General features: G+C 29.7%; 19 protein-coding genes and 1 pseudogene. All 20 read right to left on the bottom strand.

What is annotated here, in order from left to right; genetic code table 11:
* Positions 1 to 95 precede the first annotated feature (95 nt).
* The 20 genes and pseudogenes from RCH19_RS01860 to RCH19_RS01765 all read right to left on the bottom strand — a co-directional run bounded on the left by RCH19_RS01860 (position 96) and on the right by RCH19_RS01765 (position 21,898).
* Entirely contained in the window at positions 96 to 2,465 is a 2,370-nt protein-coding gene (locus tag RCH19_RS01860; RefSeq protein ID WP_343021789.1) for a polysaccharide biosynthesis tyrosine autokinase, read from the bottom strand.
* A gap of 7 nt (positions 2,466 to 2,472) precedes the next feature.
* On the bottom strand, positions 2,473 to 3,249 hold the full coding sequence (locus RCH19_RS01855; protein WP_343021788.1) for a polysaccharide biosynthesis/export family protein: 777 nt from the start codon (positions 3,247 to 3,249) through the stop codon (positions 2,473 to 2,475).
* Positions 3,250 to 3,707: 458 nt separating this feature from the next.
* Positions 3,708 to 3,944, bottom strand: a complete 237-nt coding sequence (locus RCH19_RS01850; protein WP_343021818.1) for a polysaccharide biosynthesis protein — start codon at positions 3,942 to 3,944, stop codon at positions 3,708 to 3,710.
* 620 nt (positions 3,945 to 4,564) lie between these two features.
* Positions 4,565 to 4,852 (bottom strand): hypothetical protein, encoded by a 288-nt coding sequence (locus RCH19_RS01845; protein WP_343021787.1) that lies wholly within the window; start codon positions 4,850 to 4,852, stop codon positions 4,565 to 4,567.
* 2,243 nt (positions 4,853 to 7,095) lie between these two features.
* Positions 7,096 to 7,779 (bottom strand): alkanesulfonate monooxygenase, encoded by a 684-nt coding sequence (locus RCH19_RS01840; RefSeq protein ID WP_343021786.1) that lies wholly within the window; start codon positions 7,777 to 7,779, stop codon positions 7,096 to 7,098.
* Between the two features lie 140 nt (positions 7,780 to 7,919).
* On the bottom strand, positions 7,920 to 9,059 hold the full coding sequence (locus tag RCH19_RS01835) for an aminotransferase class I/II-fold pyridoxal phosphate-dependent enzyme (RefSeq protein ID WP_343021785.1): 1,140 nt from the start codon (positions 9,057 to 9,059) through the stop codon (positions 7,920 to 7,922).
* A complete protein-coding gene (locus RCH19_RS01830) occupies positions 9,056 to 9,613 on the bottom strand; it encodes a sugar transferase (RefSeq protein ID WP_343021784.1) in 558 nt (185 codons plus the stop codon). The genes RCH19_RS01835 and RCH19_RS01830 overlap by 4 nt, the downstream gene beginning before the upstream one ends.
* A gap of 21 nt (positions 9,614 to 9,634) precedes the next feature.
* Positions 9,635 to 10,282 (bottom strand): acetyltransferase, encoded by a 648-nt coding sequence (locus tag RCH19_RS01825; RefSeq protein ID WP_343021783.1) that lies wholly within the window; start codon positions 10,280 to 10,282, stop codon positions 9,635 to 9,637.
* 4 nt (positions 10,283 to 10,286) lie between these two features.
* Positions 10,287 to 10,895: a sugar transferase gene (locus RCH19_RS01820; RefSeq protein WP_343021782.1), complete on the bottom strand. Its 609-nt coding sequence runs from the start codon at positions 10,893 to 10,895 to the stop codon at positions 10,287 to 10,289.
* The gene (locus RCH19_RS01815) at positions 10,888 to 12,093 is read right to left on the bottom strand and encodes a glycosyltransferase family 4 protein (RefSeq protein ID WP_343021781.1); all 1,206 of its coding nucleotides are present in this window, start codon (positions 12,091 to 12,093) and stop codon (positions 10,888 to 10,890) included. Before RCH19_RS01815 ends, RCH19_RS01820 begins: the two co-directional genes overlap by 8 nt.
* 1 nt (position 12,094) lies before the next feature.
* Positions 12,095 to 13,234: a UDP-N-acetylglucosamine 2-epimerase (non-hydrolyzing) gene (gene wecB / locus RCH19_RS01810; RefSeq protein WP_343021780.1), complete on the bottom strand. Its 1,140-nt coding sequence runs from the start codon at positions 13,232 to 13,234 to the stop codon at positions 12,095 to 12,097.
* 58 nt (positions 13,235 to 13,292) lie between these two features.
* Positions 13,293 to 13,609: pseudogene (locus RCH19_RS01805) on the bottom strand (GxxExxY protein).
* Positions 13,610 to 13,713: 104 nt separating this feature from the next.
* Positions 13,714 to 14,832: an NAD-dependent epimerase/dehydratase family protein gene (locus RCH19_RS01800; protein ID WP_343021779.1), complete on the bottom strand. Its 1,119-nt coding sequence runs from the start codon at positions 14,830 to 14,832 to the stop codon at positions 13,714 to 13,716.
* Positions 14,833 to 14,841: 9 nt separating this feature from the next.
* Positions 14,842 to 15,264, bottom strand: a complete 423-nt coding sequence (locus tag RCH19_RS01795) for a WxcM-like domain-containing protein (RefSeq protein ID WP_343021778.1) — start codon at positions 15,262 to 15,264, stop codon at positions 14,842 to 14,844.
* A gap of 140 nt (positions 15,265 to 15,404) precedes the next feature.
* A complete protein-coding gene (locus tag RCH19_RS01790) occupies positions 15,405 to 16,439 on the bottom strand; it encodes a polysaccharide biosynthesis protein (protein WP_343021777.1) in 1,035 nt (344 codons plus the stop codon).
* A gap of 12 nt (positions 16,440 to 16,451) precedes the next feature.
* A complete protein-coding gene (locus RCH19_RS01785) occupies positions 16,452 to 17,555 on the bottom strand; it encodes a glycosyltransferase family 4 protein (protein ID WP_343021776.1) in 1,104 nt (367 codons plus the stop codon).
* A gap of 92 nt (positions 17,556 to 17,647) precedes the next feature.
* Positions 17,648 to 18,781 carry an O-antigen polymerase gene (locus tag RCH19_RS01780; RefSeq protein WP_343021775.1) on the bottom strand — a complete coding sequence of 378 codons (1,134 nt, stop codon included), beginning with the start codon at positions 18,779 to 18,781 and terminating at the stop codon, positions 17,648 to 17,650.
* 105 nt (positions 18,782 to 18,886) lie between these two features.
* Positions 18,887 to 20,254: a GNAT family N-acetyltransferase gene (locus tag RCH19_RS01775; RefSeq protein ID WP_343021774.1), complete on the bottom strand. Its 1,368-nt coding sequence runs from the start codon at positions 20,252 to 20,254 to the stop codon at positions 18,887 to 18,889.
* A complete protein-coding gene (locus RCH19_RS01770; RefSeq protein ID WP_343021773.1) occupies positions 20,247 to 21,194 on the bottom strand; it encodes a hypothetical protein in 948 nt (315 codons plus the stop codon). The genes RCH19_RS01775 and RCH19_RS01770 overlap by 8 nt, the downstream gene beginning before the upstream one ends.
* Entirely contained in the window at positions 21,191 to 21,898 is a 708-nt protein-coding gene (locus RCH19_RS01765; protein ID WP_343021772.1) for a WbqC family protein, read from the bottom strand. The genes RCH19_RS01770 and RCH19_RS01765 overlap by 4 nt, the downstream gene beginning before the upstream one ends.
* Between the last annotated feature and the right edge of the window lies 1 nt (position 21,899).

The following is a 21,899-nucleotide window of genomic DNA, read 5'->3' as shown; positions in this document are numbered from 1 at the left end:
AGTTAAAAATAATGAATTTATCAATAGATTAAAAAAAATAAGGTTTATAAAGAAAAATCTCTATAAACCTTGTCAATAAATGATATCAAATAAAATTACTTTTTAAGTATTTTTTTATACCAAGGACTCTTTTCCAGTTGTACGCCATAGCCGTAACCATAACCATATCCTTTTGTAGAATCAGTATCGTTAAGTAGCATACACATATTTGGCAACTTTTCCTCTCTGTACAACGTATTTGGAATGTTCAACATTCTCTTCTCTAAAAAATTAGCTCTAGCTACATAAACAAAGCAATCAGCATATTTAGCAATCAATAATGTATCTGTAACTAAGCTAACTGGAGCTGTATCAACAATAATATAATCATACTGACTTTTTAAAATATCAAATAGATCGTCTGTTTTTCTATTCATAAGTAATTCAGCAGGATTAGGTGGTATAATACCTGCAGGAAGAACATGAAAATCATTAAAACCATCATATTTAACAATTAGATCTTCTAAAGCTAAAGTTTTTGAGGATAAATAGTTCGTAACGCCTCGGTCTGGTAAAGTTAAATACTCATCTAATCTTGGACTTCTAATATCCATACCAATCAACAAGACTTTCTTACCTGATAATGCGAAGGTAGCAGCTAGATTTACCGAAACAAAGGTCTTTCCTTCTTGAGGAAATGTAGATGTTAAAAAAATAGTTTTAGCGCGACCTTCTGAAACTTTAGTAAGCATAAATTCTAAATTGGTCCTAATAATTCGTAATGCTTCTGCTGAACTCGTTCTACTTTCGGACTGTATAATCTCGGATGGAGAATCAGACGTAGGCACATCTCCAATAAATGGAATTAAAGTTTTTCCTTCTAAATCTAAACGACTCTTGATTTTAGTATCCATCAAATCCATTAGATAAATTATCCCAAATGGCAACAAGATTCCAAGAAGTAAAGTAGCTAAATAGACAATAGTCTTTTTAGGAGATACAGGTTTATCGTTTGCTTTAGCAGAATCAATAACTCGCGCATTTGGCTCAGTGGCGGCTAAGGAAATTGCAGTTTCCTCTCTTTTTTGTAATAAATACAAATACAATTCTTCTTTTACTTTTTGTTGTCTAGCTATTACTCTAAACTGACGTTCTTGTACTGGTATTTTCCCTATTTTTGAATTCAAAATACTTTCATTGCTATTTAAATCTCTTTTTTGAATAGTCAAATTGGACTGCATTCGAAGTAAACTAGACATTACATTTGACTTTAAAGAAAATATTTGTTGATCTAATTTAAGCACAGATGGGTTTTCTGTAGTCGCAGATTTTAAAATCCTATTACGATCTAGTACTAAAGCATTATAAGAGTTGATTAAAGTACTTGCTTCACCTTGTGTTGAAATGATATTGCTGGGTAATAAATCTCCATTAGAACTCTTTTTCATAAAGCTCAGCAATGACGAAACCACATTTAACTGAATTTCAGTTTCAACTCCTTTTTTGTCATACTCATTTGAACCTTCGATATAAAGCTTTGCTTCAGTCTCAATGTCGGTCACTTTGTTAGAAGTTTTAAAGCTTTCAACATTTTTTTCAACACCCTCTAATTCTTGTGTAATGATTGCTAATCTTTCATTTATAAATTTTGAAGTATTCTCCGATATAAAATTTTTATCAGCCGCAGCGTCATTGTTATAAATAACCACTAAACTATCTAAAAAATCTTCCGCTTTTTTAACTACTGGATCATTAATAGATATTTCCACAACGCTGCTTGATTTACTGACAGGCGTCACGTTTAATCTATCCCTGAAGCTCTTAGTAACAATCTCTAAAGGAGTAATAATAATACTAACTTCTTTATTATTATCTGAAATTTCATTTTTAATTAATTTAGATTTATTAATAATAAACTGCCCATACTGAGTACTTATAATTTGACCATAACGAAATTTGTTGTTCGAATTTAAATTTATTTTAGACTTGGGATTTACCAACTGATTCTTTAGTTCAAAATTATTAGGTCCTAATTCAGTAAAAGTAAAATTCATTTTATTATCATAGAATTGATCATCAGGGTTTAATAAAGTCACTTCTATAGGAGAGTCTTTGTAAGTATCGGAATCAATAATTCTCCCTTCGACTATTATACTTACATTCAACTTCAAATTCTTAACCGTACTCTCTACTAAGGTTCTGGATTTTAAAATCTCAATTTCATTATCCAAATTACTTTTGATACCTCCGCCGATATCCGCAAAAGCAGATAGCTCTGAAAGCATTCCGCCTTTCTTTTCATCCTTAACTAAAATTGTCGTTGCAGCTCTAAATTGAGGTGTACTGTATCTTAAATAAATAAAAGCAATAAACAAAAAAACAAAAATACCCAAAGCGAACCACTTCCATCGAATTAGGTATATATCTAAAAATGCCTTTAAATCAAATTCATTTTCTAAATTATAATCAAACTTGTTATTCTCCATTTTTAATTTATTTTCCAGTGGTAACTATTAGTGTAATCAAAGTAATCAATATAGATGTAATAGAAATAATTACACCCGTGTTAGGGCCTACTGCAGCACCGTTTATTTTACTCTTATTGGGTTCAACATAAACCACGTCATTTTGAGCTAGATAGTAAAAAGGGGAATTAATAAAATCGGCTTTTGTAATATCAACTCTATTAAAGGATTTAATTCCATCTATTTCTCTAATTACTAATATATTATCTCTTTTCCCATAAATTGTTAAATCATTTGCCTTGGATATAGCCTCGATCAATGTCATTCTTTCTGAAGGTACATCATAAATCCCGGGTAAAGCAACTTCACCTTGCACAGAAATCTTAAAATTTGCAATTCTGATGTTTATAATTGGGTTTTTTATGTAATTTCCAATTTTAGTGTGAAACATACTTAAGATCTCAGTTCTAGTTAAACCACTTACTTTCAGTTTGCCTAAAACCGGAAAATTAATATTCCCTTGTGCATCTACTAGATACAACTGCATTGTTGACTGCGCATTGACCAAATCTAAATTTTTCACGCTCTGTAAACTTACAGATTGTAAGTTAAAAGGGGCTGCAATTTCTGGATCTTCAGCAGATACAATTATTGATAACAAATCGTCTGGTTGAATCTTTATTTCATAAGAGTTTACAATTGAATTTGCGCTTAAACCATCAATATTCTGGTAGTAAATTATATCTTTCCTTGAGGCGCAAGATATGATAAGTAATGGTATAAAAAAGAGTGCTATTTTTTTCATCAAAAGATTTTATTTAGTTTTTTTTTAAAGTTGCAAAAGTATGTTTTTTTTTAAAAAAAACAGGTTTAAATATAAATGAATTTACATTATTAACTTTATTTATCTAATATTTAATTTGTAGAGTTAATATTAAAAATTTCTTACAAAATATTCTTCACTTGAGTCACATTACTATCATTAAAAAAAATGCGCAATAGCAATTAATTTATTAATCTCGATATGAATTACCTCAAATTCTTCTTGAACCTCTTCTACAATAATAATTTTCGCAAGGTGCGTATTAATGGTTTTTTGATGTATCTTTCAGTAACTCCTCATATATTTTTTCTCAAGGTGGTAATACCACAATTTTAATTTCGATATCATTTTATAAGAATATATCAATCTAATTTAATCGCCTTGCGTGCTAAATCGATAATTTTAACTGGTTTACCCATATCAAAAATATAAATCTGACCTCACTTCCCTATTGCACCTGCCTGCAAAACCAATTTATAAGCTTTTGGAATTGTCACAAAGTACGTAATAATATCATTATGAGTAATCGTTAGTAGTCCGCCTTCTGCAATGTGCTTAGTAAATAAAGAGACAATAGAACCATTGGAGCCCAATACATTTCCAAAACGAGTCGTGAAAAATTTTGTTGCATTAGTACCTTTTTCTTTAAGTCTCGAAGTTGCAGTGAATGCACATATTTTTCGGCTATCCTTTTACTAAAACTAATGACGTTAGTAGGATTAACTGCTTGTTCAGTAGACATCATAACAAATTTTTTAACATTGTAAAGGCGTGATAGGTATGATAGGATTTTAGTTGCCTCAATTTTGTAAAAATAGCTCGACAAGGATTTTGCTGAATCAACAGGACGGGCTTGTAAGCAGCGGCATGAAGGACAACTTGAGTAAAGTTTTATTCCTGAAAATCATTTGAATTACTTACCTAATCCTGATATCAGTAACAACAGTTTGTATTTTTGCAATGGTGATGCTATTTACAGTCTCTAACGTTATACCTTGCCGCGAAGTTTCCACTTGATCCAATTTTTTATTTTTTTTGAATTAAAAACTAAAACTTGACGGACAATTTCACTTACTATCGATTCCACTGCTACAGTTATTAAAATAACTTTATCGCTTAATTGATTAAATATTAATTTATATTCTAGGACAATTGGGTTTCAATCTTAAAGATTTTCAATTTATATCTTATTCACCATTTGAATAATATTCCTTTGCTTTTCCCACTCTGAAATTAAAGTTATTGTAAAAACTTTCAAATTAAATACTAAACACTGATCAACAATAACGAAGTGTTATTATTTTTGCATTACTTTACCTCCTATAATTACACTCTGCGCTCCAACATTACGGATTAAAGTTGGTAGCTTTTTCTCTTGTACTAAAATCGGTAAATCTAATATTTGCTGCGACTCATTCTCATTATTTTTATCAACAAAACCGAAAATTATCAAAGGTATTGGGTTTTCAAGCTTTAAAGCATTAGCTAATGTTATTGCTTTACCGTCAGCACCGTAAATAACTGTTTGTATCAGTTTTAAATTCCTTTCCTCCGAAAAGTACAAATCAAAAGTCTGTTTTACCACAACTCAATTTAAAAAAGAGAGCAAAAAGAAAGTACAAAAATAATAAAAAGCATAATCTTTAATAATATTTTTTCATTCAACAAAACTCCTGCAAAAAAAATAAATAATAGGGCACCGACAAAATTGCTCTATATAAAATAGAAGTTAAACCGTATCAATATTAAAGTAAAGTTTAGTAATGCCTAAATAATTTCTAAAAAGCCCTAGTAAAAATAAATTTTTTCAAAATAGGGAGGCTATATAAATAAAATAATGAAAAGTAGTAATATATCTTAAAAATGCAACTTTGAAAGTAAAAAAAGTAAATAAAAAACAGATTAAATGATCAATCAAGTAAGCTAATACTATTATACACTGCGGCAACTAACCTAAATTATTTAAATTTATTCAAAAACTTTCTATGGATAAAAAATCAGAAATAACTATTGTTCGTTTATTAGTGATAAGAATATCATTTTTTTTATTTTACAATTTTTTATTAATCAAGTACAAAGAATATGCCTAATTTGTGGGGTTTTAATGAAACTATTAAAAAAACTACAGAAAATATTAATTATCTACCTATCATTTCAAAGATTATGAATACACTATAAAATAAAATTACAGCTGATAATGTAATAAATAAAAACCAAACAATTCCTTCACATGGTTACTTCCAAAATATTGCTGATTTTATAAAGCAAAGTATTAAAAAATTATTGAAATTTCGAAAACTCAGATTATCAAATTTCATATGTATATCCAGATAAATAAAATTTCCAAATATTTAAACTAAACTCGAACTATCTTTTAGCTTTATACACACTTAAACAAATTATCGTTTCCATGTATTCCATACTAAATTAACGAAACAGTAAAATAGTATTGTTTAGTAGAGAGTAAAAACATAACTATATCAACTGTAAAATGTTTTTAAGTAAAAATTACTTCTTTAAGACAAAAAAGTGATATTAAGAAACTTTATTCTCTTTCTTTCAGCGTCGGTAGTGCTAAAACCAGAAGTTAAGCGCAGACATTTCGCAAATAAATTTTCAACTACAATAATTCTCTGATAATCTAATTTTTGAACGATAGTCTGAAAAAAAAACGTATCTCACTTTAAATGAGTATTGGATATGTTTAATAAATATTTTATTGAAGTTTACAAAAATATTAATTACATGTATAAAGTCATAATCGGATTAATCCCCGCTTATTAAGTATTAAAATCTAAATTCATTTCACTAGAAAATCTATAAATAGTTTTGTCTGATGTGTATTATATAATGTGAAAAAAAATATTGGGAAAAGTAAAACACTAAACCGATTTAAAAATAAAATTGTTCTTTCATTGATAATTTCATCAAAAGGATATAATAATAAAGCAAAAACTACATAGGGTGAAAATCGATAAGAAACAATAGGATTTATAAAAAAAGTACTTCCATAAAAAATTATGGTGGTAACAATTATAGGATGTAACATTTGACGTTTATACAATAGACAACCCGCGATAACTAAAATAAAAATGAAAAGAAAAAATAAGACATGTATAAACCCAACAACTGGAATTCCTTTTGAATAAATTGTAATTTTAGATAAAATAGATTCAAATTCGGGGAAAGTTGACATAAAAGGTTTAAGCACAAAATATATTAAAAACAATAAAAGAGGACCTAATAATAAGAACTTAAAATACGATTTCGATTTATGAAAGTAGGTAACCAACATTAAAAAAGAACTAATATGCATGAACGGTGATAGCAAAATCCAATTGAACTTCTCCTGTCTGTATTTGTAGTAAAAAAAAAGTGCAAATAATATATAAGCAGGTCCATTCCTAAGAAAAACATAACCAAATATAAAATAATGTAAAACAAATAGTAAGACTTTTTTCCAAATTTCTACATCTTCCCTATAAAGTAACCATATAAAAAAAAGTGTGGTAATTAAAAAATTAGACCAATACATCGCACTAAAAACATCCTCCTTGCTATTTATAAAGGTTTTAAATAAAGCATATAAAGAATAGAGATAAGGTTCATTAAGTAAAAAAGAAAGAAAACCATTTGGTTTACGGAAAATATCAAAATTGTAGTAAAAAAAATAATCTTTATTCAAATTAAAACTGATTACTATTCTAAGTATGAAGGAATTAATTAGAAAAGAAACTAAAAAAATATTTTTTTTAATTCTATCCGCTGATTCTAAACAAACAAAGTAATAGGACAAAAAAGTTAAAAGTAATGGGCAAATTATAAGTATCATCTAATAAAAATAAGAATTAAAACTAGAGTAATATGCACCAAAATTCGACTACTAGTTAAAATATGAATTTCTTTATGACCACCCCCATCATCTATTGCACCCATTATTCTAGGATCTATAAAAAGTATAATTAACATCGAACCAAACATATTAATAAACTGAGTCAATGAACTCAAAATTAAAGCTTTTTGATTAAAATAAAAGCTTACATAATATAGAAAGGTAATACTAATAGAAAATAAAAAACCTGCTATATAATTAGTGATGAAAAGAATCCAATTAGTAGAAAAAAAAGTAAATCCATCTTTGGCCCGCTCTTTTACTTCTACTAGTTGAAGAACTTTTGATTTTCCAAAAAAACGATTCAAAGTTTTAATAATTTTTGTAGAAAAAGAAGAGGTGAATTTAAAAGAATATAACGGTAATAAAAACAAAACTACTAAAAAGTGTGCCATTATCGTAATGGTCCATACTTCTTTCTTATCCTTTATTGACTCTGTTGTGTAAGCCATTACTGGAATGAAGATTAAAATAAAGCCGCGGGAAAAATATTGAAAAATATTTATTAATGCTAAAAGGTGTCTCGTGTTTTTATTATCTTGAATATAGTATTTTAAATGATATACTGAAACATCAATAAATATAGAAAAAGCATACGCAATTGAAGCTATTATAAACATAAACACGAATAAAAAAAGATGTAAACTCTAAAGGAAATTTAAAGCATATTTAGAGTTTCCATTTTTAATTTTTAAATACAGGTTGATATTTCTTGAAAAAATAAATCTGATAAAAACACTTTGTCTTAATGTATTTAAAATTATTTAAAAAACTTATTTACAACTTCTTTTATTCTTTCTCTTTCAGCTTTTGTCAAATTAGATCCAGAAGGAACACACAATCCATATTCAAATAAAGTTTCGGCTATTTTAGTCCCATAATAAGGATATTTGTCGAAAATAGGCTGTAAGTGCATCGGTTTCCACAAAGGGCGAGACTCAATATTGGCTTGCTCAAAACACAACCTCAGCGTTTCACGATCGATTCCTACAGCAGCATTGGGTTCGATTACAATTGCTGTTAACCAATAATTTGCAAAATAATCGTCATTAGGAACAGTAAAGACGGTCACGACATCAATAGTAGCAAATAAATCCACATAGAAATCATGCATATCTCTTCTCAATTGCACATGAGCATCTAGCACCTCCATTTGGCCACGACCAATTCCTGCACAAATGTTACTCATTCTATAATTATAACCTATTTCTGAATGTTGGTAATGCGGAGCCTCATCTCTAGATTGAGTAGCAAAAAATACCGCCTTATCTTTCAATTCTTTTGACTTTGCCACTATCGCTCCACCTCCCGAAGTGGTGATGATTTTATTCCCATTAAAAGATAACACACCTATATCACCAAATGTTCCGCACTTATGCCCTTTGTAAGAACTTCCTAGGGCCTCGGCGCTATCTTCTAGAACAGGAATGTCGTATTTATGAGAGATCGCTTTTATAGCATCAATTTGATAAGGTACTCCATATAAATGAACTGCTATAATAGCCTTTGGTTTCTTACCTTTAGCGATACAATCTACAATTGCTTCTTCTAATGCTTTAGGGCAAATATTCCAAGTCTCTTCTTCACTATCTATAAAAACAGGAGTTGCTCCCAAATATAAAATTGGATTAGCAGAAGCCGAAAAAGTCATACTTTGACAAATTACTTCATCGCCCGCCTTTACATCTAATAAAATAAGTCCCAAATGTATGGCTGCCGTCCCAGAACTTAAAGCGCCTACATGAACTTCATTTCCTAAATACTTTTCAAGATCCTTTTCGAGCCCGTTCACATTGGGACCTAAAGGTGCTACCCAGTTCGTATCAAAAGCTTCGTTAACAAATTTCTGCTCGTTTCCACCCATGTGTGGTGAAGAAAGCCATATTTTAGAATTGGTCATTTTATATATCTATATATTGTTTTAAAAATTATTTTTATATCTCCTAAAAAACTACGGTTATAATAATATTCCACATTCATTTTTAATTTATCAGGGAATAGTACAGAATTATTATATTCAAATGGATTTTTTTTATTTGCTAAAATTTGTTCTTCGTTAAAGTATTTTATAGATGCTTCACTAGTTAAGCCTGGTTTCAGTTCTAATATCTTCGTAGCGTCACCCTCCAAAATATCGTAATATCCAGGAATATCCGGCCTTGGTCCTACAAAACTCATGTCTCCTTTTAGAATATTAATAAGTTGAGGCAATTCATCTAGTTTTAATTTTCGTAAAAACATTCCGATGAAAGTTGTTTTTCTTGTAACCGGATGTATTGTTTTAAATTTAATAATCTTGAAAGTTTTCCCAAACTTTCCAATTCTATCTTGCATAAAAAACCCATTGGAACATGTATCATAACTAGCCAAAATAAATAATCCAATTAATAGAAAATTTAACACTAGAATACCTAAAAAAGAAAATAAAAAATCGAAAATACGTTTAGAAATCAATTTTATTTATATATAAAATCACTAGGCTTTCTGAAACTTAATCGGTTTTGCAGGAATTCCTACGGCTGTACAATTTTCAGGCAAAGATTTAGAAACAACTGCCCCTGCACCAACAATTGTATTCTGCCCTATTTGAAGTTGATTAATTATTTTCGCACCAGTTCCAACATAAACTCTTTCTTCTATCAAAACTTCACCAGAAATATTTACTGAAGGCATAAAAGATGAAAATGAAGATATTGTCGTATCATGCCCAACAGTACACATCCAGTTCAATATTACAAAATCTTTAATAAAAATATTACAACTGATAATACATCCAGCACAGATTATATTTCCTAAGCCAATTTCTACAAAATCATCTGAGATCAAAACATTTGGATGGATAATGTTGGGGAAATCTAATTTGGTATTTTTAATTTTATTAAAAATACCAAATTTTATTTTTGGATCTCCTATTGCGATAACAATCGAACAATTCTCATTGATTCCATTAATATCTTCAATTCCTCCTAAAACAGGATGCCCATTCACAATCTCTCCTTTTTTAAATCCATCGTCATAAAAACCGAGAAACACAAAAGTTGGAGTAACTTTATTTATAGAATCCAACATCGTTTTCACTTCTCTACCAAAACCACCTGCACCAATAATTGCAATATTTTTCATTATTTTATTTTTTAGTTCCTTTAAAAGCCTCCATAGTCATTTGCCCCTCTTGAGATATACCCTCTCTAAAAAAAACTTTTTTTATCGTAAGAATAATTATTTTAAAATCTAATAAAAAGGATATATGATCCACATACCATACATCCAATTCAAATTTAGTGTCCCAACTTATGGTATTTCTACCATTGACCTGAGCCCAACCGGTAATTCCGGGTTTTACTTCATGTCTTCTATTCTGAAAATCAGAATACAACTCTAAATATTGAGGCAAAAGTGGTCTAGGCCCGATAATGCTCATATCTCCTTTTACAACATTTAACAATTGCGGAATTTCATCTAAAGATGTTTTACGAACAAAAGATCCTACTTTTGTTAATCGCTCGCAATCTGAAAGTAAATTTCCGCGAGCATCTTTCTTATCATTCATTGTTTTAAACTTTATAATGCTAAAAACAGCTCCGTTTTCACCAGGTCTTCTTTGCACGAAAAATGGCTTTCCATCATTTGCAATACCTAAAAATAGTATTAAAAGTAAAAATATAGGCAAAATTGCCAGTAATACAATAAATGCTACAACAAAATCTATCGTTCTTTTAAAGAATGATTTATACATTTATTTTATCTTTTATTAAATTGTACGAACGCTCTACACGATATTGTGCTTGAAGTAAATTCCATGCGCTCTCTTTCATCTGATTGTAATTTGTTTCATTAGAAAGTATCTTTTTAATGGCACTTTGCATTTTTTCAGTATCTCCAGAAATTACTTTATACCCACACTTATATTCTTCAATCACATCACCAATATCTGTATTCATATCTGTCGCGGCAATGATTGGCATTTTCATTTCTAAATAAGAAAGTAATCGTGATGGAAAATTCGGTATCGTAAAATCTTTATGCAAAAATATCATTCCAACATCGCAGGCATTTAATAATAAATCATAATCTTCTTTCGGCAAACCTGCTAATAATAATGCATTTTTAGGCTTAATTTCTGCAAACCATTTTCCAATTCGATCGTATTCGGTCCCAGAACCAACAATCAAAAAAAATACATTTTTGTCTGTAGCTGATAAAATAGTTTCTAATAAAAAATCTAAACCTTGTGGTTTTCCTAAATTCCCTCCATAAACAAAGATTTTTTTATCATTTGGAAGATTGTATTTCAACCTTATAGTTTTCTTTTCTACTTCATTTTGATTAAAATCTCTTGACTGAACCGAATTCGGATTTATTTCAACTTTACTACTATTAATTGATGGATTATGTTTTAATATATAATTTTTATTTGCATCAGACATACAGCCAATAGTGTCCGAAATTGCATATAATGTTTGCTCTTTATCTAGAAACATTTTATGAAGTATTCCATTTTCTTTCAACATTTTCATATCTACAGCGTTTTGAGGAAAAATATCCTTCAGCAATAGATAAGAATAGGCGTCGTCTCTTTTTTTTATAAAATTAATAACTTTAGAAAACGTAATTGGTGGAGTTGAATAGATAACTAAATCAAACTTTTCTTTAAAAAAATGTTTTTTTATGGCGCTAAGAAACTGATATTCTATTGCTAATGTCCCCAAACCCTTTTCAACAATATTAGTTTTTTGAAGATTAAATGTTTTTACATTTAAAATTGTTCCTTCTTTTTCTTTTCTAATAGAACTTTTCTTTTTTTCTCTTCGTTCAATTGGACAAACAGCAAAGACTTCATGACCTTCTTCATAAAATTTACGAAGAAGATCCGTGTAAATTCCTCTATCTTTAAAGGAACTAATTTTCACCATAGTTAAAAAAAGTACTTTCATTTTATAATTCTCTCCAAACTGTTCTTTTAACATAATCCGTGTAACTCAATATGATACGAACCATTTTTTCAGAAACATTTGGCATAGAATAATCAGCGACAGGTCTAAAATTTCTTTCACTACCTATTTTCTGATATTGTAATTGTACTAATCCTTGCATAATTCTTTCTGGATTTAATCCTACCATCATAACCGAAGTTTCTTCCATTGCTTCAGGTCTTTCATGAGCATCTCTAATATTTAACGCTCTAAAATTTAATATGGAAGATTCCTCCGCTATAGTACCAGAATCAGATAAAACGGCAAAAGCTTTCATTTGCAACGCATTATAGTCGTTAAAACCTAAAGGCTTTAAGAACTGAACGTTTTTGTGCATTTCGATATTTTTCTTATCTATCATATTTTGCGTTCTTGGATGCGTGCTTACAATGATTGGAAAATCGTATTTTACAGCAATCAAGTTCAAACTGTCCATTAGACCTTGGAAATTTTGCTCGCTATTTATGTTTTCTTCTCTGTGTGAAGAAACAACAAAAAATTTGCCTTCTTCTAGACCTAATCTTTCCAGAACATTAGAAGCTTGAATGGATGGCAAATAATGATGTAATACTTCATACATAGGTGAACCTGTTTTGATAATTCTATCTGCTGGCAAACCTTCTCTCAATAAATATTCTCTAGCTATATCGCTATAGGTTAGATTAATATCTGAAACATGATCCACTATCTTGCGATTCGTTTCTTCAGGAACACGTTGATCAAAACAACGATTTCCTGCCTCCATATGGAAAATTGGAATATGTCTTTTCTTTGCTGGAATGGCACAAAGACAACTATTAGTATCGCCTAAAACTAAAAACGCATCTGGTTTTTCGCTTTCTAATAAAGGATCTATTTTTATTAAAATTTGCCCAACAGTTTCAGTAGCTGTAGCTCCTGCTGCATTCAAGAAAAAATCAGGTTTACGTATACCTAAATCATCAAAGAAGATTTGGTTCAATTCGTAGTCATAATTCTGTCCAGTATGAACAATAACGTGCTCGATAGCTTCTGAAGCATCTAATGCTGCCATAACTCTTGATAATCTTATAATTTCTGGACGGGTTCCTACAACCGTCATTACTTTTAATCTTTCTTTCATTTTATATTTTCATTGGAACGCGGATCAAACTGATTTAACAGATTTCCACGGAAATTTTTTATTCAGTGTATATTTTTCTTTTAAACTGGGACTTCTTTCCGAAATTCAATAACAGCCCGACTTCTATTTCTGTAGCTTTTAGATAATTTATAAGTTGGCATTCGTGTTCTTCATGTAAATTTTCAGCAGCCTTAAGTTAGAGTATTATATTTTCTTCCACCACTAGATCTATAAAATATTCACCCATTAATCCTTCTTCATAAAAAACCTTAATCGCAACTTGTCTTTAGCATTCAAACCTAGCTTTTGTAACTCTATTAAAATTGCATTTTCATAAACCTTCTCCAAAAAACCATATCCTAATGTATTAAACATTATAAAAAACTTTAATAATCACATCTGTAAATTCTTTATGCAGCAACATCGTTTATAGTTTAAAATTAAATAAATCCGCAAGCATCCGCTAAGTCCGCGTTCAATCAAACATTTTCAAAGTAAGTATCATGATCGATTGGATCATAAAACTCATTTATCCAAAAATTGGTATATAAAACTTCATCACCTATATTTTTGATATTGTGCGTGTACCAAATAGGCATATCAACGTAAGCAGGTTCTTCACCATCCAAATAAAAATCTAAAACTTCATCCGTTCCAATTCTTCGCAACTGAATTAAAGCTTTTCCTTTTATTACTGCAAAGCGTTCAATTTTTCTGGTGTGGTAATGATTTCCTCTAGTTATTCCCGGAACTGTCGTAGAGAAAGAAACTTGTCCTCCTACTCCAAGACGAATCACTTCAACAAAACTTCCTCTTGAATCAGTATGTTGGGTAAATTTTACTGGAAAATGATTGGCGATATCCATGTAGCAACGAAATGTATTGAACAAATTCAATTCGAATATGTTGGCTATTGTTGGAATAATACCATTATCTTGATATTGATTTTTATAGTTTTCTAAAAGAGCTAATAGTTGAGAAACCTTAGATTCCGATGTATGTTTTACGATCGCCTCAGGTTTTCCTTCCTCACTTCTAATTTCAGAAATTATAGCATTGACTAATTCTCCAACATAAATCAACTTTAAATCACCATCTGCATCTATTACAGGAGTTTCATTGTGTGCTAATTTATGACTGAAAGTTGCTACCACAGAATTATAATTAGGATGACCAAAAGGACCAAAGACATTAGGTATTATCATTCCAGAAAATTTTCCTTCTGAATTAGCAGCCCAATCAATCATTAGTGCTCTACCTTCCTTTTTAGATTTACCGTAAAGATTGTCTCTTTCTTCTTGAGTCGAAGAAGAAAACAGTACATGAGCTTTACTATTAGTTGCAGTAAGGGATTTAACTAATTTCTGAACCAAACCTAAATTGGTATCATAAATAACTTTCGGATCATTGTGTCGATTCATAGCCGCTAAATGGACAATGACATCACAATGTGACACAAAATCATTTAATTTATTTTCATTCTCGAAATATTCCTTCTGAAAATCAATTCGCTCGAACTCTGCTGGAAACAATGCAATTGTATTATACAAATGTGTACCAACAAATCCAGCCTGACCCGTAATTCCTATTTTTAACATCTTTTTTTCTTAATTATTAAAGTAGTTGATATCAAATCGATATTCATCACTAACTGCTCCTAAACTATGGTTAGACATAGCCATTAATCTTGAATTTTCTTCCAAGGATTGAATACTTGTAACATATCCTTTTGGAACATGAAGTACGTCAAAAGTAGCTGCACTTAACGTAAATGACTCAAATGATAACTCCTTTGAAGGATTTTTCCAATTATCAATAGCTCTTGTACAAATTTTAAAACTTCCCTGAACCGCAGAAAACCATCTCTGCTCAATTTGATGTCCCTGCCATCCTCTTACAAAATTTAATACTGCATTTTCAATAAAGTAAATGCGCTTTACTTCTATTGCGTTAAATTCATTATTGAATGAGATAGTTCCTCTATCATCTGAATCACTATTTCCCTTTATTATATTTGGACTCTCTTCCATTTATGACCATATTTATTTTTGACTTTATTTTGAATTACGCTAAGTTATTCAGTTATTGTAGGCAGACTTAAAAAGATTTAAAATATTTTTTTAATCAACATCTAAACTGAATACTTACAACTTTTGCCTGAATACTGCCTCTATCCTGGCATTTGTTCTACATCTTCACCGAAAATTTCTTTTCGAATTAGAGGAAGAGTGGATATTAATTTCTTCAATCCTTCAATACCTTCTTGAGTGGCATTGTGTGAATGATAATCTTCAATCATTGCTACCTCTTCTTCTCCTTGCGAAAAATAGGCGGCATAATTTAAATCTCTGTTGTCCGCTGGCACTCGATAAAAATTGCCCATATCTTCTGCTTTGGACATTTCTTCTCTAGTACAAAGCGTTTCATATACTTTTTCACCGTGGCGTGTACCGATGATTTTTATTGGAACAGTTTTTCCTGTTAATTCAATTAAAGCTAGTGCTAAATCTCCAATTGTTCCAGAGGGGGCTTTATTGACGAATAAATCACCAGGATTTGCATTTTCAAAAGCGAAAAGTACTAAATCTACGGCATCATCAAGTGACATAAAAAAACGAGACATGTTTGGATCTGTAATCGTAATGGGTTCGCCTTTTTGAATTTGATTCAAAAACAACGGAATCACCGACCCACGAGAAGCCATTACATTTCCGTAACGGGTCAAGCAAACTACCGTGTCTTTCAAATTACGAGCTTCAGCGACTGCGACTTTTTCCATCATCGCTTTGGAGATTCCCATCGCATTGATTGGATAAGCTGCTTTGTCTGTGGACAAACAAATCACTTTTTGCACACCATTACTTGCCGCAGCACGGATTACATTTTGAGTACCTTCCACATTGGTCTTCACCGCTTGCATAGGGAAAAATTCACACGAAGGCACTTGTTTTAAAGCAGCTGCATGAAAAACATAATCTACTCCACGAGTAGCGGGTTCTACAGAAGTATAATCGCGAACATCACCAATATAATATTTTATCTTATCATTTTTATACAAATTTCGCATGTCGTCTTGTTTTTTCTCATCGCGAGAAAAAATACGTATTTCTTTGAAATGATCCGTGTGCAGAAAACGGTGAAGTACAGCTGTACCGAAAGAGCCGGTGCCTCCAGTAATTAAAAGTGTTTTATTTTGTATTTTCATAATCAATATATTTTAAACTGAGTGCCAAATTTTTACAATTTCTGGCCATACAAAGGAAATACTATAACTTTCTGAAACTCTTTTAAGTGCATTTGTTTTGCAGTTTAGAGCGAATTGATTGTCATTAAGCATATTTTCGATTGCATTTTTTAATTGCAATGCATTATGGGTTTCTACGCAAATTCCGCAGCTTAAACCTTCATTTTTGACATTTAAAATTTCTGGAATTGCTCCAACATTTGTAGCAATTATAGCACAACCACAGGCCATACTTTCTAGTATTACGTTTGGGAAGCCTTCGGAATAAGATGGCAATACAAAAATTTCGGTAGCAAGCATATGTTTTATAGTGTCACTGTATTCTTTTTCGCCATGAATTTTAATCCTACTAAAATCATTTCCGATTGCTTTCTTTAGTTTTTCTCTAGTATCTCGAGAAACATAACCAATGAAGTCAACTTGTACATCATCAATTTGTTTACAAGCTTCTATTAATTCGAAAACACCTTTAGTAGCAACCATGTGACCTACAAAAACAATGGTTCGAGCCTTTCTTTGTGTTTTATTGTAGTTAATTGCTATTATTTCCTCTGCATTTGAATTGAGTGGATTGGGTAAATAAATTACATTTGCAAATCCGTAATTATGTAAAGCTTCAAATGAATTATTATCCATAACAATAACCTTATTAGCCAATTTCAACACCTTTTCAAGTAGATATTTTTCCCAATTATTATTACCGAAAATAACGGGTATCCTACCAAAGTGAAAGTGAATTACAGTTTTAATTTTACTTTTTTTGGACAAGTGCAACAAAAATAAGTCTCGCAATAAACCGAAAGATCCACTCGATGAGATATGAACAATATCGTAATTTGTAGAAAATAGTTTTTTCTTGAAATTTATTAACAAAGGTATATATTCTTTTACTCCATAGAAAAATCTCGTAAAAAAATTATCGTTTGAATATACTGCTCTTTTTCTGCTTAATGAATACACTTCTAATTCTACAGAGGAATTTTGTGAACTTTCCTTATAATAATCTACAATCCCTTTTGTCCATTTAACAATGCCCCCAATATGCCCTTCAAATGGTGAGCATAACAATACTTTCATGTTATATTATTTAAAATATGTAATACTAAAATTTTATTTTACGTAAAAATGAAGTTGTAAACTTATAACTAATTTCAGCTTTAACTGCACAATTACTTTCTATTTAATTTATTCTTAAAAAATGCCGCAAGGATAATTACACTTATTAGATAAACAAAACTTACTGTATAAGCTAATTTAAAATAGAAAAAACCGTGTAATACAATTTGGGAGAATATCGTAATTAACAAAAGTTTGGAAAAGTCGACTCGTTTACATCTTCTAGATAGTGATGATCCAATAATAAAGGCGAATAATGAAACGCCTACTGTGCGAATAGTTCCTATTTGCAAAAAAAATGAACCAATAAAGGTAGAAAAAACGTTAGGATCAACTCCATATTTAAAAACATTATTATCCCAATTTGATAAAAAATCTTGGTTACCTTTTGACTGACCATCAAAGAAATTTAATATCGGTAGTAAGTTGTTAACAGAACCTATTTCTTCTGGTTTATCAATCCTGTTATAGAAGTTGTTAAAATTAGCAAATTGAGCACCAGCATAAGATTTTAGAGAATTTATTCCTGAATCTGGTACATCACCTCTATAGAAACGCGCTACTGTAATTGGCACAAGAAAAGTTAGCGCAATTACAAAAATGTAGATGAAAACTTTTTTCTGTTTGACTTTTATAACGGGAGTCATAAAACTATAAAACAATAAAAACGTAAATATATAGGACATCATCCACAAAATAAAACCGTCTCTACCAATTGCCGCAAGTACATTTAGAATGTAAGCTGTGGACGAAAATAACAATAAATTATTAAAAATTTTTTTGTTATTTAGATAAGAAATAGAGTAGAAATAAAAAACTAAAATAATAGGGTAAAACTGACATGTGAAATTTAATATAATTGGCAAAAATCCTTCACCTACGTAATTAGCTCCTCCAACCATATCAGTACGTAAGACCATTAACGAACCACCCGAAGAAAACAGTTTATAAACAATGGGCAAAAAATATACATAAGAAATAATTCCAAAAAAGATGAAAAAATAAGAAACTACCCTAAATAATTTTATTTGATTACGTGGTATATAATTTAAATATTTAGGTTTAAATTTAAGTATGGGAATCATATATAACATGAATACCATTAGAAAAAAAAAAGTTGCTTCAATAGAATATATAATGTTTTCTTCCTGAATCCAAAAAGTAATACTTACCGAAAAAAAATACATTGCTAAAATATAAGAACCAATAGTATATCTTTCGGATTTGTTTTTAACAAAGTAGAGATATGCTATAATAAAAGAAAATAACGTTAGGAAAACACTTATATACATCTATTTCAAAAATTTGTATCCTTTTAAAAATAACAATAAAATTTTATTATTTAATGATTTTTTATCTAAATTTTTAATTCTATTTCCGATATCCCATAATAAATTACTTTTGTGTCGCATTGCTGATAAAGACAAAAAGAATAATCCTTTATTTAAAAACAAATTATACTCTTTTTTATCTAAATATCCTTCAGCGAAAAAATCGGTCATTTCAAAACTATTGATGTTAAACAACACCCGCTTATTACCATCACTAAAATGAGAAGCACTGTTATTTAGTACTCGATAACATGCCGTTACCGTGTCTAGAAAATAAATATTACTGTGAATGTGAAACCACAACCACATCGGGTAATCTCCCATTTGCCAATTTTTATTCTCTAGATTTACATTTCGTATATAATTATTTAAAATTTCTCTTGAGAAAACGGTTGTTAAAGTTGGTATTTTGTTACTGTAGAAAAGATCATTACCCACAATTTTTTTTCCTACTAATTTAGAACTATCTGTTCTGGAACATTTAGTGTATACAAGTCCAATAGAACTGTCATTATTTAAAATATCAAATTGTTTTTGTAATTTTAAAGGATCGGTCCAATAATCGTCACCTTCGCAAATTGCTATAAAGTTTCCAGTACAATTATTAAAAATTTCAATTTGATTTTTAGTAGCTCCTATATTTTCGTTATGTAATAATAACTTAAATTTGCCTGGAAATTTGCTTTGATAATTTTTTAGAATCTCCCTTGAATTGTCACTTGAACCATCTTCTCCGACTATGATATCAAAATTAAAATTACATTTTTGCATCAATAATCCGCTAATACATTCTTCAATAAAAGATTCATGGTTATAAACCATTACACAAACATTAACCTCTGGATTATTTAGTTTTTTTAAATCGCATGTCATATTTAACCAACCATCTTCTGTGTCTTTGTATGTTCTTACAAATCCATTTTTTTCGTATGTTGCTATTGCAAAATAATTCTCTTCTTTAACTTTAAGATTAATGAGTTTTAAAGATAGAACTTCTTTAGCATAATAAAGAATTTGATAGGTAGCTAATTTTGCTATACCTTTTCCCCAATAATCTGTATCTCCAATAAAAATATGAAATTCCGCTGCATCTATATCAATGATATTAGTTAGTTGAATGTTTCCAACGTAAACATCATCTGCAAGGATAGCAAAACGTTTTGATGTACAATCTTTAATAGCTTTTTGAATCCAATCATATTCAATTTCGTATGTAATTTCCTTATTTGGTGATGAACCAGTTAATTCCCAAATTTTAGAATTATTACGCCATTTCCAGCTAGTTAGTGCGTCCGAAATTTCCAAAGGTCTTATTAACGCCCTAACCATTTTTAACTATTTTTAAAATTTTATTTAATTCCTTTTTTGATTGTCTTTGGTCAATTGGAAGGCATATAATTTCTTCGGTCAAGGTTATTTCTAAACTATTTTTATTACTCCAATCGTAAACATTTGGCCAATATATGGCTGTATATATTTTATTTTGTAGCAATTTAGCCCTTATTTCTGAAGTTGCCCAAAACGGATAAACCATTGGAGGTATTTTTCCATCGAAGGAGAGTTTTAATTTATTACTAGATTTTAATTCTTTTTCTAGACACAAATAATTATCAATCCTTTTTATTGCAACATTATCATAATCAATAGATTTCATTAAGTTTTTAGTTAAAATTGACATGGCAAGAATGGGTTGATTTTGTAGTTTTTTGTCATTTTTACAAAACGAATTGTATCCATCCTCTGCACTTTGATCAATTCTTCTCAATAAATGTTCAAATCTTTCAAAAGATATATCTTTTTTTAATTCGTCTTCAATCTTATTATTAGAATAAACATAACTTCCATCTGGAACACCAAAAAATTTTCTAGACGAATAAAAGGTATCTATATTTGCAACAGGTTTTGAGTAAAATGATTGTGCATTATCAATAACCAAATTTTTACATACTTGAGCTAAACTTGTTATAAACTTATCTTTTAATCCAAAATAATTGGTGTATAAAAAGCAACTTTCAATATTAATTTTCTGATAATCAAAAATAGGTTCTAATTGTTCATTTATAAAATAAAACTCATATTCCAATTTTAATTTTTCAATTGGCTGCAATAAAACATCGCAAGTAAAATAAGGTAAATATATTTTCTTGTACTGGTTAGCTTTAAGAATATACTCTAATGCGTTTCGTCCTGTGTTCAAGGCAATTGCATCAGTGTGATAAATACTATTTTGATTTAGTTCTAACTCAAAATAACCGCCAATTGCATTCATATCAATTCGTATTGGTTAATTAAATTCTTTACTTCTTCGACAGAATTAAACATTAAAACATCTATAATGGAAAGCCAAGGGACAAATTCATTGCCGAATTGCTTATAGTTAATTGCTCCAGCTTTTATGAAGTTTAGCTGTATTCCTTTTTCCTTGAATACCTCTTTAGAATATAGTTCCAAACCTCCACTAACATTAATATATTGTGATGCTTTTTCTATAGCACAAATGTCTAATACCCGTTGCTGCGCTTTAAATTGATTATTTTTATAAATTGCTGATGTTTCTAAAATTTCTGTATCTATAGTAAGATATCCACAGATTGATTTTATTGCTTTAACTGCCAATTTGCTTATTAAATTGTTGTCTTTGTTGTCCAGTATATTTTCTACTAAAAAATAAACCTCAGCATAAAAGGGAGCTTTTTTATAGGACTGTTCTATTGATCGTAAAAATTTTAATTTCCAACTTTCGTAAAAATTACAATTCAATTGTGTTTCATTTATTAATGTAAAAGGACTTGGTTTGTCTAAGGGGAGCGTAAACATATTTACTTTTTTGTTAATCAACAAATTATTTCTATTAATCCACCCTCCTTTAATAAAATTAACATCATCATAAACAACAAATTTATCGACAGCAGAAATCAACTGAAAATAACCGATATAAGGAAATAAATAAGGTTGCATTATTGCTAATTTCATC

It is taken from the genome of Flavobacterium sp. PL12, from assembly GCF_039123485.1.
In the GTDB taxonomy this organism is placed as follows: Bacteria; Bacteroidota; Bacteroidia; order Flavobacteriales; family Flavobacteriaceae; genus Flavobacterium; species Flavobacterium weaverense.
The sequence above is the reverse complement of the archived record's forward strand: the minus strand, read 5'-3'. Positions and strand labels throughout refer to the sequence as shown.